General features: G+C 64.4%; 13 protein-coding genes. 6 read left to right on the forward strand and 7 right to left on the reverse strand.

Translation table 11 applies throughout. From position 1 onward, the window contains the following. Positions 1–80: 80 nt before the first annotated feature. Entirely contained in the window at positions 81–959 is an 879-nt protein-coding gene (locus AC066Y_RS39980) for an HpcH/HpaI aldolase/citrate lyase family protein (protein WP_478278641.1), read from the reverse strand. A gap of 142 nt (positions 960–1,101) precedes the next feature. Here AC066Y_RS39980 and AC066Y_RS39985 point away from each other — a divergent pair, with 142 nt between their 5' ends. Continuing rightward, positions 1,102–1,758, forward strand: a complete 657-nt coding sequence (locus AC066Y_RS39985; protein WP_478278642.1) for a carbonic anhydrase — start codon at positions 1,102–1,104, stop codon at positions 1,756–1,758. Positions 1,759–1,776: 18 nt separating this feature from the next. Here AC066Y_RS39985 and AC066Y_RS39990 read toward each other — a convergent pair whose 3' ends face one another. Further along, positions 1,777–2,328 (reverse strand): TIGR00645 family protein, encoded by a 552-nt coding sequence (locus AC066Y_RS39990; RefSeq protein ID WP_478278643.1) that lies wholly within the window; start codon positions 2,326–2,328, stop codon positions 1,777–1,779. Positions 2,329–2,357: 29 nt separating this feature from the next. Further along, positions 2,358–3,392 carry an aspartate-semialdehyde dehydrogenase gene (locus AC066Y_RS39995; protein ID WP_092121443.1) on the reverse strand — a complete coding sequence of 345 codons (1,035 nt, stop codon included), beginning with the start codon at positions 3,390–3,392 and terminating at the stop codon, positions 2,358–2,360. A 116-nt stretch (positions 3,393–3,508) separates the two neighbouring features. Here AC066Y_RS39995 and AC066Y_RS40000 point away from each other — a divergent pair, with 116 nt between their 5' ends. Further along, positions 3,509–4,303, forward strand: coding sequence for a hypothetical protein (locus AC066Y_RS40000; protein ID WP_478278652.1), 795 nt, complete (start codon positions 3,509–3,511; stop codon positions 4,301–4,303). A 178-nt stretch (positions 4,304–4,481) separates the two neighbouring features. After that, positions 4,482–4,889, forward strand: coding sequence for a hypothetical protein (locus AC066Y_RS40005; RefSeq protein WP_478278644.1), 408 nt, complete (start codon positions 4,482–4,484; stop codon positions 4,887–4,889). Between the two features lie 116 nt (positions 4,890–5,005). Here AC066Y_RS40005 and leuB read toward each other — a convergent pair whose 3' ends face one another. Next, positions 5,006–6,118, reverse strand: coding sequence for a 3-isopropylmalate dehydrogenase (gene leuB / locus AC066Y_RS40010; protein ID WP_478278645.1), 1,113 nt, complete (start codon positions 6,116–6,118; stop codon positions 5,006–5,008). A 150-nt stretch (positions 6,119–6,268) separates the two neighbouring features. On the opposite strand from leuB, the gene AC066Y_RS40015 reads away from it, so the two are divergent. Then, positions 6,269–7,132, forward strand: coding sequence for an EamA family transporter (locus AC066Y_RS40015; protein WP_478278646.1), 864 nt, complete (start codon positions 6,269–6,271; stop codon positions 7,130–7,132). 89 nt (positions 7,133–7,221) lie between these two features. Continuing rightward, entirely contained in the window at positions 7,222–8,400 is a 1,179-nt protein-coding gene (locus AC066Y_RS40020; protein WP_478278647.1) for a YbfB/YjiJ family MFS transporter, read from the forward strand. Between the two features lie 34 nt (positions 8,401–8,434). Here AC066Y_RS40020 and AC066Y_RS40025 read toward each other — a convergent pair whose 3' ends face one another. The 3 genes from AC066Y_RS40025 to AC066Y_RS40035 all read right to left on the reverse strand — a co-directional run bounded on the left by AC066Y_RS40025 (position 8,435) and on the right by AC066Y_RS40035 (position 10,599). Next, the gene (locus AC066Y_RS40025; RefSeq protein WP_478278648.1) at positions 8,435–9,220 is read right to left on the reverse strand and encodes a molybdopterin-binding protein; all 786 of its coding nucleotides are present in this window, start codon (positions 9,218–9,220) and stop codon (positions 8,435–8,437) included. A gap of 11 nt (positions 9,221–9,231) precedes the next feature. Continuing rightward, positions 9,232–9,864 carry a cytochrome b/b6 domain-containing protein gene (locus AC066Y_RS40030; RefSeq protein WP_478278649.1) on the reverse strand — a complete coding sequence of 211 codons (633 nt, stop codon included), beginning with the start codon at positions 9,862–9,864 and terminating at the stop codon, positions 9,232–9,234. A 180-nt stretch (positions 9,865–10,044) separates the two neighbouring features. Continuing rightward, positions 10,045–10,599, reverse strand: coding sequence for a fasciclin domain-containing protein (locus tag AC066Y_RS40035; protein ID WP_478278650.1), 555 nt, complete (start codon positions 10,597–10,599; stop codon positions 10,045–10,047). A gap of 329 nt (positions 10,600–10,928) precedes the next feature. On the opposite strand from AC066Y_RS40035, the gene AC066Y_RS40040 reads away from it, so the two are divergent. Beyond that, positions 10,929–12,329: an MFS transporter gene (locus tag AC066Y_RS40040; protein WP_478278651.1), complete on the forward strand. Its 1,401-nt coding sequence runs from the start codon at positions 10,929–10,931 to the stop codon at positions 12,327–12,329. The last annotated feature ends 254 nt before the right edge of the window (positions 12,330–12,583 follow it).

Genomic DNA, 12,583 nt, shown 5'->3' on the forward strand with positions numbered 1-12,583 from the left:
GTTTGCGCATGATCTTTTCGGAAAACCGCTTCGCACCTTTCCGGATCATGCTTTAGCGCGCATGTCACGACCGATGATCGTCAATGCCCCATCGCGGCGATCGCATCCGCGATCGCGATGGTGCGCTTCGCCATCTCGGCGTGGAGGCGCTCCACCATGCGGCCGTCGAGCTGGATCGCACCGCGCGCGGCGTTCTCCGGCTGTTCGAACGCGGCGATGATCCTGCGGGCCTCGGCAACCTCGGCCTCGGGCGGCGTGAAGATCGCGTTGCAGGCGTCGATGTGGCTCGGGTGGATCAGCGTCTTGCCGTCGAAGCCGAGATCGCGGCCCTGCGCGCATTCTTCCGCGAAGCCGTCGATATTGCTGATGTCGCCATAGGGTCCGTCGAGGATCTCGAGCCCGTGCGCGCGGGTCGCCAGGATGCAATGCGTGATCATCGGGATCATCGCCGCGCGGCCCGGCTTCATCCGGATCCGGGTTTCGCGCGCGATGTCGTTCGGCCCGAACACGAAGCCGGCGAGCCGGACCTTGGAGTCCTTCGATGCCGCGGCGAGCTTGTCGGCGTCGAGCACGGCACGTGCGGTCTCGATCATCGCCCAGACCCGGATCGAAGCAGGCGCGTTGATGTCGCCGAGGCGATCGGCGACCGCATTGAGATCGTCCACGGTGGAAATCTTCGGAACCAGAATCCCGTCCGGCTGCGCCTCGCCGGCCATACCGATGTCGTCGACCCACCACGGGCTGTCGAGCGCGTTGATGCGGATCAGGACCTCGCGTTTGCCGAAGCCCCTGGCGGCGACCGCCTTGGCAATCTGCTCGCGCGCTGTGGCCTTGGCGTCGGGGGCAACGGAATCCTCGAGGTCGAGGATGATGCCGTCCGCCGCCAGCGTGCGGGCCTTCTCCAGCGCCCGTGCATTCGATCCCGGCATGAACAACAGGCTGCGGCGCGGACGGGTCATTGGCATTCTCCTGGGGGCTCGGGCTCCGCCACTGTCCATTGTTTGGGCATTCGGCGGAACCATCTTTCAACGCTGCCGTATCATCTCAGGATGCACGCCGAAAGTCTTGTTCCCGTCACCGGCATGTGGTTAGCCAGAGGCCATGAATTCCTTTCCGAAGCAGTTGATCGACGGCTACCGGACATTCGCGACCCAGCGATTGCCGACTGAACAATCGCGATACCGGGACCTGTCCGAGCGCGGCCAGTTTCCCGAAACCATGGTGATCGGCTGCTGCGATTCCCGCGTCTCTCCGGAAGTGATCTTCGATGCCGGCCCCGGCGAGTTGTTCGTGGTCCGCAACATCGCCAATTTGGTTCCGGTCTATCAGCCCGACAGCAATGCCCACGGCGTCTCGGCCGCGCTGGAATATGCCGTGACCGTGCTGAAGGTGAAGAACATCGTGGTGCTGGGCCATGCCCAGTGCGGCGGCATCCGCGCCTTCGTCGACAAGATCAAGCCGCTCACGCCGGGCGACTTCATCGGCAAATGGATGCAGATGTTCATCAAGCCCGGTGAGATCGTCGAGCAGCGCAACCATGAGAGCATGCAGGACTTCGTCACCCGCATCGAGAAGGCCGCGGTGTTCCGCTCGCTGGAGAACCTGATGACCTTCCCGTTCGTGCGCGAGCGCGTCGAGAGCGGCGAGATGCAATTGCACGGCGCCTATTTCGGTGTCGCCGAGGGCTCGCTGTTCGTGCTCGACCGGGTCGCGAAGGAGTTCATCAGCGTCGCCGATGCCGTGAAGGCCGGCGCGTAGGCGCGCGCTATTTATCGACTACTCATCACCGTGATAGCCGCCCCAGCGATCCGAGAGCGCCAGCAACAGCGCTGAGATCACGAACACCAGGTGCACGGCGACGAGCCAGGTCATCCGCGTGGCGTCGAACGCGGCATCGATGTTCAGGAACGCTTCCAGCACGTGGATCGCGGAGATCGCGACGATCGACGCCAGCAGCTTCTGCTTCAGCCCGGCAAAATCGATCTTGGTGATCCAGATCGGCCAGTTCGGGTTGCCCGACGTGTCGATGCGCGAGACGAAGTTCTCGTAGCCCGAAAAGACCACGATCAGAATGAGGTTGGCGACCAACGTGACGTCGATCAGCGCCAGCGCATCGAGGATGACTTCCGTCGATTTGTAGCCGGACGCATGCAGGACGAACTCCCAGAGCATCCGCGCGAATTTCAGCAGCAGCACGGCAAGCGCCACCACCAGGCCGACATAGAACGGCGCCATCAGCCAGCGGCTGTTGAACAGCACATATTCGAAGCCGCGCATGATGCGCGGCGTCGGGGGGCTTGATGGGGTGGAAGCCAGCTGTTCCGACATGGTTACACCCCCCGTTGGTCCCCGCGCCTTTAGGCCGCTTTCTTCTTCGCGGTGATCAGCTTGCGGTTGATCAGGACTTCCGCGATCTGGATCGCGTTCAGCGCCGCACCCTTGCGCAGATTGTCCGACACGCACCAGAACGACAGGCCGTTCTCCACCGTCGCATCCTCGCGGATGCGGCTGATATAGGTCGCGTCCTCGCCGGCCGCCTCATAGGGCGTGACGTAGCCGCCCGGCTCGTGCTTGTCGATCACGAGGCAGCCCGGCGCGTTGCGCAGGATGTTGCGCGCCTCGTCCGCCGTGATCGGGTTGGCGAACTCGACGTTCACGGCCTCGGAGTGACTGACGAAGACCGGCACGCGCACGCAGGTCGCGGTCAGCTTGATCTTGGGATCAAGGATCTTCTTGGTCTCCGCCATCATCTTCCACTCTTCCTTGGTGTAGCCGTCTTCCATGAAGACGTCGATCTGCGGAATGATGTTGAAGGCGATGCGCTTCGGAAACTTCTTATTGATCAGCTCGTCATTGGTGTAGACGGCCTTGGTCTGCGAGAACAATTCGTCCATCGCATCCTTGCCGGCGCCCGACACCGATTGATAGGTCGCGACCACGACGCGCGTGATCGTCGCCTTGTCGTGCAGCGGCTTCAGCGCCACGACGAGCTGCGCGGTCGAGCAGTTCGGGTTGGCGATGATGTTCTTCTTGGTGAAGCCCGCGGCCGCATCCGCGTTCACCTCCGGCACGATCAGCGGCACGTCCGGATCCATGCGCCAGGCCGAGGAATTGTCGATCACGACCGCGCCGGCCGCGCCGATCCTGGGCGACCATTCCTTGGAGACCGAGCCGCCGGCCGACATCAGGCAGATGTCGACATCGGAGAAGTCATAGTGCTCGAGCGCCTTCACCTTGAGCGTGCGGTCGCCATAGGAGACCTCGACGCCGACGCTGCGGCGCGAGGCCAGCACGACGACCTCGTCGGCGGGGAATTTGCGCTCGTCGAGAATGTTGAGCATTTCGCGCCCGACATTGCCGGTCGCTCCGACCACCGCGACTTTGTAACCCATCGTTCACTCTCCGACGAAAAATGCCCGTTCCCCCGCAAGCTGCGGAAAGGGAAGAGGCAGCGCTTCTATGCGAGAAACCCCGTCAAGACAACGTTGCGTAGCTTTTGAGCGTTTTGATGCGTCTATTTCGGGCCGATCCGGCCGCGCCCCATCATACGAGAAATCCGTCTGACCTGACGAGTTTCGTGGACGAGGTATACGCCACGCTCTCCCGGCTGTTTGCCTATGTCGCCGTGCTCGCGCTGTTCGCCGTCCTCGGCACCCATCTATGGAAGCAACTGCCGAACGCAACGGCGACGGCAGCGCCAGCCGCCGCGGGTTGGAGCGTAGCTGGCCGTTCGGCGCCGGCCTTCGCCATGAGCAAGATCGATCTTCGAGAAAAAACAGTGACTTACGAAATTCTCCGGCATCCCGAGGGCGGCCGCAAGGACGTCTTCCGCTGGGCCGACGCCAATGGCACGCCGGCGGCCGAGCTGGAAATCTACCGTCCCGGCGGCGAGGCCATGGGACCCGCGATCACGGAGATTGCCGGGCGCCTCGACTCCGGCGGTATCCGCGAGCTCGAGGCCGCCGGCATCGTCGACAGCAAGTTCGGCAGCGTCACCCTGTTGCGCCCGGCGCGGCAGGACGGCAGCCGCGCCTGCCTCGGCTTCCTCAAACAGGCCGACGCGCCGGATCTGCGCATCTCCGGCTGGACCTGCCAGGGCAGCAGCCTGCCGGCCCAGCGCGCCGCGATCATGTGCATGCTGAACCGGCTGACCCTGCTGGCCGCAGGCAACGACCCGCGGCTCGCCGCGCTGTTCGCGCATGCCGAGCTGCGGCGCACCGACTGCGTTACCTCCGGCCCGCCCGCCCTGTCGGCTGACTGGGTGATGGGCAGCGAGAACCCGCTTCTGCGCGGCGCCCTTTGATGGCGAGACCGTGGCAAGGCACTGGTTTTCATGAAACTTTTGCGCTTGGACACGCATTATCTCTGATGGTGTGGCGCAATTGACCTAGTGGCGCCCCACCCTCCATGGCTACAATGTGTTCCGAGTGATTTTGGCTGATGCGCCAGCCCCCGATCGGGGCCGTAATGACGAGGATGCGATGACCTTGAAATTCCCTGCCGCGAACAAGCTCGTGGTGTTGCTTGCCGCGGCTGCCGTCACCGCAACCGCGTTTGGCATGACCGCGGCCAGCGCGCAGCAGACCCCGAGCAAGCGCAAGCAGCAAGAGCAGTATGACCGTGACGGCCGCCGCTACTACGGCGCGCAGGGTCCGAACCGGGTCTATCAGCAGGGTCCGCGCACCCGCGTTTACGTCACCACGCGCTCGTGGCTCGACGCCGGCACCGAAGTGCTGCCGGGCGACCGCAAGTTCAACGACTACGCGTACCCGCCGGAAATCGGCTATCCCACGTTCGCGCGCGAGAACAACAACCGTCCGATCGATCGCCAGCCGCTCAGCACGCCGGCCGACGTCGGCGGCTATCCGCGGAGCTTCCCGCTGTATTGAGAATTTCGGCGAACAGCCGATATGAAAATGCCCGGCTTCGGCCCGGGCATTTTTGTTTTGGGCTTCGTCATTCCGGAGCGATGCGAAGCATCACACCCGGAATGACCGCGCGAGCCTTACGCGTGCAGCTTCTGCAATTCCTTCAGGATCGCCTCGCCCATCTGCGCGGTGCTGACCGGCGTAGTGCCCTGTGACTTGATGTCGGCGGTGCGCAAGCCGCCGGCGAGCACCGCGGCGATCGCGGCATCGACCTTGTCGGCGAGATCGCCCATGCCGAAGGAATAGCGCAGCGCCATGCCGAACGAGGCGATCATCGCGATCGGATTGGCGAGGCCTCGGCCGGCGATGTCGGGCGCCGAGCCGTGCACCGGCTCATACAATGCCTTGCGTTCCTTGGTCTTGGCGTCCTCCTTGCCGAGCGAAGCCGACGGCAGCAGGCCGAGCGACCCGGTGAGCATCGCCGCGATGTCGGACAGCATGTCGCCGAACAGATTGTCGGTGACGATGACGTCGAACTGCTTCGGCGTCTTGACGAGATTCATGCCGCCGGAATCGGCGAGCTGGTGCTCCAGCGTGACGTCCTTGTATTCGCGCGCGTGGACCTGGGTCATGACCTCGTTCCAGAGCACGCCCGACTTCATGACGTTGCGCTTTTCCATCGACGTCACCTTGTTCTTGCGCTTGCGCGCCAGATCGAAGGCGACGCGGCCGATCCGCTCGATCTCGAAGGTGTCGTAGACCTGGGTATCGATCGCGCGCTTCTGGCCGTTGCCGAGATCGGTGATGGTCTTCGGCTCGCCGAAATAGACGCCGCCAGTGAGCTCGCGCACGATCATGATGTCGAGGCCCTCGACCACCTCGCGCTTGAGGCTCGAGGCATCGGCGAGCGCCGGGTAGCACACCGCGGGACGCAGATTGGCGAACAGGCCGAGATCCTTGCGCAGCCGCAGCAGGCCGGCCTCCGGGCGCACCTCATAAGGCACGCTGTCCCACTTCGGACCGCCGACCGCGCCGAAGATCACGGCATCAGCGGCATTGGCCTTGGCCATGTCGCCCTCGGAGATCGACACCTTGTGCGCATCATAAGCCGAGCCGCCGACCAGGCCCTGCTCGGTCTCGAACTTCGCGATGCCCTGCGCATTCAGCCAGTCGATCACGCGCTGGACCTCGGCCATCACTTCGGGGCCGATGCCGTCGCCAGGGAGAAGCAGCAGTTTATGGGTCGCCATGGTTCGTTCCTCACTCAATCGGGCATGCCCGTCATCGTCAGGCGCGAGTGCTAAAACGCCCCGGGCGGATTGGCAAGGCACCCCGGACAGGGCCAAAATGGCCCGCCAAGAGCCAACCGCGCCCCAAAAGAAGCCAACAAGACGGACCTCATGACCGCAGCCATTATCTACGCCTTCGCCTCGGCCATTTTCCTCGGCGCCGGCGTCGTGCTGGCGCAGCTTGGCCTGCGCACCGTCGAGCCGCTGTCGGGCGCCGCGATCAGCGTGCCGTCCTTCACCCTGCTGTTCCTCCTGCTGTCGCCGCTGATCCTGCATGGCGAGCCGGTGGTCTGGCGCGGCCTGCCGATCTTCATGGCAATCGGCCTGTTCTTCCCGGCCTCGCTGACGCTCTTGACCTTCGCCTCGAACCGGGCGCTCGGGCCGGTCATCACCTCGACATTGGGCAATCTGGCGCCGCTGTTTGCGGTCGCCGCCGCCGTGGTGCTGCTGCACGAGCCGCTGGACCCGCAACAGCTGATCGGGCTCATGGTCGCGGTGGCCGGTGCCGCGATTATTACCGTAACCCGGCCCCGCGACCTCGGTCATTGGCGCAGCTGGGCCCTGCTGCTGCCGCTCGCCAGCGCGCTGGTGCGCGGCATCGTGCCGCCGATTGCCAAGCTCGGGCTGGCGATCTGGCCGAGCCCGCTGTGGGCCTGCCTGGTCGGCTACGTCATGTCCTCACTGGTGGTGCTGACCGTGCAGCGCATCCGCAAAGGCAGCTTCATGGTGCAGGCGCCGCGTGACGGCCGGTTCTGGTTTGCAATGACCGGGATCAGCAACGGGCTCAGCGCGCTCAGCCTGTTCGCCGCGGTCCGCAATGGTCCGATCACGCTGGTGGCGCCGCTGGCCGCGATCTACCCGCTGGTGACCGTGGCGCTGAGCGCGATGATGCTCAAGCATATCGAGATCACCGCGCGGATCGTCGCCGGTACCCTACTGACCGTCGCCGGCGTCGCGCTGGTCCTGATCGCCTGATTGCCCGATACGCAAGACAGTGTTGCTGCCCGTGGCGCTGGGCAGGACCGGCGCAGCCTGCCACAATGCCGGCCTTGCCGGAGTGAATAGTGAGAGCCCCCGCCCCATCCTACCCGCATCCTGCGCGGCTGATCCTTATTTTGTCGCTCGCACCAACGGTCGGTCTCGGCATCGGCCGTTTCGCCTATTCGCTGGTGCTGCCGGACATGCGCGATTCGCTGGCCTGGTCGTATTCGGCCGCCGGCTTCATGAACACGATCAATGCCGCCGGCTATCTGGTCGGCGCGCTGTTCGCCTCGCGCCTGATCCAGCGCTTCGGGCTGGCCACCTCGGTGCGCCGGTCGACGCTGGCCTGCGTACTGTCGCTGGCGCTGTGCGCCATCTCGGGCAATTTCGCCGTGCTGAGTTTCGCCCGTCTGCTGGTCGGCTTCGCCGCCGCGATCGGCTTCGTCGGCGGCGGCGCGCTGGCGGCAACCATCGCGCAATCGCGACCGGAACGCGCCAACTTCCTGCTCAGCCTGTTCTACGCCGGGCCGGGCGTCGGCATCCTGGCCTCCGGCCTGATCGCGCCCTTTGTGTTGCAGGGTTTTGGCGCCGGCTCGTGGTGGATCGTGTGGTGGGCGATGACCTTGCTCTCCGCGATCATGACCGTGCCGCTGCTGCTGGCGCCATTGCACGCCAATAATGCCGCGGGCGGCATCGTGCGGACCAATTTCGCTGTGATGCCGGTCCTGATCTACCTCGCCGCCTATTTCCTGTTCGGCGCCGGTTACATCGCCTACATGACCTTCATGATCGCCTATGTCCGCGACGGTGGCGGCGGCGCGGGTGCACAGAGCGCGTTCTGGAGCCTGATCGGCGTCAGCGCGTTCGTCACGCCATGGGTCTGGCGGCGGGTACTTGCGCTCGACCGCGGCGGGCTCGCCACCACCATCATCCTCGGCGTCAACGCGCTCGGCGCGGCTCTCCCGATCTTCGGGCATTCGCCGCTGCTGCTCGCGATCTCGGCGCTGGTGTTCGGCGTCGCGTTCTTCGCCGTGGTCGGCTCGACCACCGCCTTCGTGCGCCTCAACTACCCGCCGGAAGCCTGGCCGACCGCCATTGCGGCGATGACCATCGCCTTCGGCATCGGCCAGACGCTCGGCCCGATCGTGGTCGGCGCCATCACCGACGCGGTCGGCAGCCTGTCATCTGCGCTGAACGTCTCGGCCGCGATGCTGGCGCTCGGAGCGGTGCTTGCGGCGTTTCAGAGGAAGGTCGGGCCGTAATCCCTGGTCGTCCCGGCCTTCGCCGGGACGACGGCTAACTCCCGCTGAACGAATTGTAGCCCTGGTCTTCCCAGTAGCCGCCCTTGTAGTCGTTGGTGACTTCCATCGAGAGCACGTATTTCGGGTTCTTGAAGCCGAGTTTGGTCGGCACCCGGATCTTCATCGGGAAGCCGTAGGCGCGCGGCAGGATCGCGTCGGCGAATTTGAACGTCATCTGGGTCTGCGGATGCAGCGCCGTGCGCATGTCGAGCGGCGAATTATAGCCGTCCTTGTCGGCGCACTGGAACCAGACATAGTTGGCGCGCGTGTCGGCGCCGACCAGCTTGAGGAAATCGCGCAGCGGCGTGCCGGTCCAGCTGCCGATCGCGCTCCAGCCTTCGACGCAGATGTGGCGCGTCACCTGCTTGACCTGCGGCAGCTTGTACAATTCGTCGAGCGTCCACGACTTCTTGTTCTCGACCAGCCCGCGCACCTCGAGCTTCCAGTCCGCGCCTGCGATCTCCGGCGCATCGTCGAGATCGTAATAGGCGTTGAACGGGAACGGCTTGGTAATCATGCTCTCGGAGAAGGTCGGCGCCAGCGCATCCGGATTGAACATCCAGGCCTGCACCGCGTCGTTGAACTTCGAGACCTTCTTCAGCAATTCCTCCGCCGACGACGAATCGACCACGTCGCAGCCGGTCAACAGCGTCAGCGCACCGAGGCTTGTTCCGGCCGTGATGAAGCGGCGGCGCGTGAGTTCCGGCATCGTCTTCACCGCATCGCGCACGAGCAGCTTCTTGTCGACACCGGGGATCAGGAGTTTGCGGAGACGGCCCATGACACTCTCCCTCAGCGCCCGATGATCATGGCGCGCAGGCTCTTCGGCACCAGCAGCGCGAGCGCGACATGGATCACCAGGAAGGCGACGATCAGCGCCATGCAGGTGAAGTGGACATAGCGGGCGATGTCGTAGCCGCCGAACAGCGATACCAGCCAATGCAACTGCACCGGCTTCCACATCGACAGGCCGGACAGCACGATGACGACGCCGACGGTGATGATGCCGGTATAGAGCAGCTTCTGCACCGAATTGTACTTGCTGAGATCGTCATGCGCGAGCTTGAAGGTCAGCGCCGCCTTGGTGTCGGCAATCACGCCGCCGGGGGTGATCGGCAGCAGCTTCTTGCGGAAGCGGCCGGTGGCGAAACCGAGCGCCAGATAGATCAGGCCGTTGACCATCAACAGCCACATCGCGGCGAAGTGCCAGAGCAGCGCACCGCCGAGCCAGCCGCCCAGCGTGATGTTCCGCGAGAAGGTAAAGCCAAACAACGGCGAGGCGTTGTAGATCTGCCAGCCGGACATGATCATCAGGATCATCGCGAATGCGTTGATCCAGTGCACCGTGCGCACCCAGACCGGCTGGATCACCTTCGCGGGCGCCGCGGTCTCTGCCTGGTGGTCGCTGACGGCAAGGCTCGTCATGGAATGTCTCTGCTCGTGGTCGTTACCGGTTTATACGCCGGGAACCGGCGTTCCGTTACAGGGGTACGCATCATCAGTTCGATATACGCCACTCCATCTGGTCACAAAAATGCGAGCCGGGGCGAGGCTCCGGCTCGCTGTTTCGTCAGGCGTTCAGGGACTAAATCGGCCCGCCGGGTGTCAGGTCGCCGGCATCAGCACGGTGTCGACCACATGGATGACGCCGTTTGACTGGTTAACGTTGGAGATCGTCACCATCGAGGTGCCGCCCTTGGCATCGACGATCCAGACCTTACCGTCCTGCTTCTTGACGGTCAGTTCCTCGCCCTCGGCGGTCTTCAGCTTCTTGCCGTCGGTGAGGTCGGAGGCCTCGAGCTTGCCGGGCACCACGTGGTAGGTGAGGATCTTGGTCAGCGTCGCCTTGTTCTCTGGCTTCACGAGATTGTCGACGGTTCCGGCCGGCAGCTTGCCGAACGCGGCGTTGGTCGGCGCGAACACCGTGAACGGGCCCTTGCCTTCCAGCGTGCTGACCAGGCCGGCGGCCTTCACCGCGGCGACGAGGGTGGTGTGGTCCTTCGAATTGACGGCGTTCTGGATGATGTTCTTGGACGGGAACATCGCGGCGCCGCCGACCATCACGGTCTTTTCCTCGGCACGGACCGGCGCCACGACAGTGGCAGTGATCGCGAGCGCGCTGAAGGCGGCGGCGGCGAGATAGGCAATACGCTTCGACATGGTTCGTCTCCCGATGGGTAATCCGGCCGGCTCGGTCTCCGCCGGCGATGAAGGGGCAACAACGGCGCGTGTTGATCGGTGTGCGTCGTCGTTGGCCTGAGCTACGGGAGGTTTTGGGGGCGGTTTCCGGAAATAACTCTTTGTGATTCCTGAAACCGTCTGGAGCGCGCTTCGTATACGCGGTGCTTTGCGCATCCCGCCGACCGTTCCATTCAGCGGAATGGACGGGTGCGCTGCCGCGAGCAATTTGCTTGCCGCCCTTGCCTGATTGGTTCAGCCTGAGATTGCGGCGCAGCTTCGCTAGCCAAGCGGTAGTGGGGAGAACAATCATGAGCAGCATCACGGCTGACGGCCACGCCGCGCCTGCGGTGAACGATGCCACCAGCGACGTCGGCCCGCTCGAACAGCAGCACCTGCAATACGCCAACTACCGCGCGGTCGCCGGCAGCACCGAGCTGACGAAAACCCATTGGCACATCGCCACCGCCAACGCGCTCGGCTGGGGCTTTGACGGCATGGACGGCGTGATCTTCGCGCTGATCTCGCCGATGGTGATCAAAGAATTTCAGCTGAGCCTGCCGGAATATCGCTCCGGCATGCAGATCGCGCTGTTCGTCGGCATCGCCGGCCTCTATTTCTGGCCGTGGCTCGCCGACCGCTACGGCCGCCGCACGTTGCTCGCGGTCAACATCGCGCTGTTCTCGCTCCTGATGCCGGTCGCGGCGCTGTCGCCGACCTTCACGGTCTTCGTGATCGCGCGTTCGCTGCTGTTCTTTGCGCTCAACGGCGAATGGTCGCTCGGCTCGATGCTGGTGGCTGAAACCTGGCCGGCCCGGCTGCGCGGCCGCGTCATCAGCATCACGCGTTCGGCGTGGTGCCTCGGCGCCACGCTCGCCGGAGCGATCACCGGGCTGGTTGCCGCCAATAACGGCTGGCGTATCGCTGTCATGGTGCCCGGCGTGATCGCGCTGCTCGCGATCTATATCCGCTCCACCTGTCCGGAATCGCCCTATTGGGTGCGCGCGCAGGATCGCAAGCGGCAGATCTCGGAGACGCTGGCGCGCGGCGGCACCGTCAGCGGCGATGACAGCGCCTGGTTCGGCAAGGCCAAGTCGGTCGGCATCCGCCAGGTGTTCATGCCCGACGTACTGCCTTCGACATTGGTCGCGCTGTTCGTGGCCTGCGCCAGCACCTGCATCTACGGCACGGTCGGCGCCTGGATGCCGCTTTACCTCTCGACCGAGAAACATTGGTCGACCGCGGAATACAGCCTGTTCTACGTGTTCTACGGCCTGTGCGGCTTCCTTGGCCTGTGCCTGGTCGGTTGGTTGATCGACAAGATCGGCCGCCGCCGCACCTTCATCGTGACCCTGATCGAGGGCGCGATCTTCATGACGCTCTGGGTCTATTCCGAGGACCGCGTCCTGCTATGGGCGTTCGGGCTCGCCTGGTGTCTCGGCTTCCTCGGCTTCTGGGGCCCGAGCACGACGCTGACGGCGGAGATCTTCCCGACCCGGATTCGCGGCGCCGCCAACGGCGTGGTCTGGGCAATCGCCTATTTCGTCGGCTTCGTGCTGTTTCCCTTCGTCTCGATCGCGCTCCAGCAGTACACCGGCTCGTTCGCGCTCTCGTTCCTCTGCATCCCCGTGCTGATGATCGCGATGGCGATCGGGGTGTACCTATTCGTGCCCGAGCATTCCGGCAAGGAGCTGAACGAGATCAGCGAGTGAACTAGATCGCGGGGTGAGTTACGCAGTCGTCCCGGCCAAGCGAAGCGCGAGCCGGGATCCATAGCCACCAATGCCGATTTTGCGAAGGCTGTGGCTCCAGCGCATGCCAATAGCCAACACCGGTGGTTATGGGTCCCTTGGGTTCACGACACAAGTGCAACACCTGCTAGGGTGTTGTGGCGATGGGACAATGTTATGGCCAGCTCAGCCTTGAAGAGCGCGTTGAGATTTACCGCCTGCATGCAGGCGGTAAA

The organism is Bradyrhizobium sp. USDA3010, assembly GCF_056429065.1.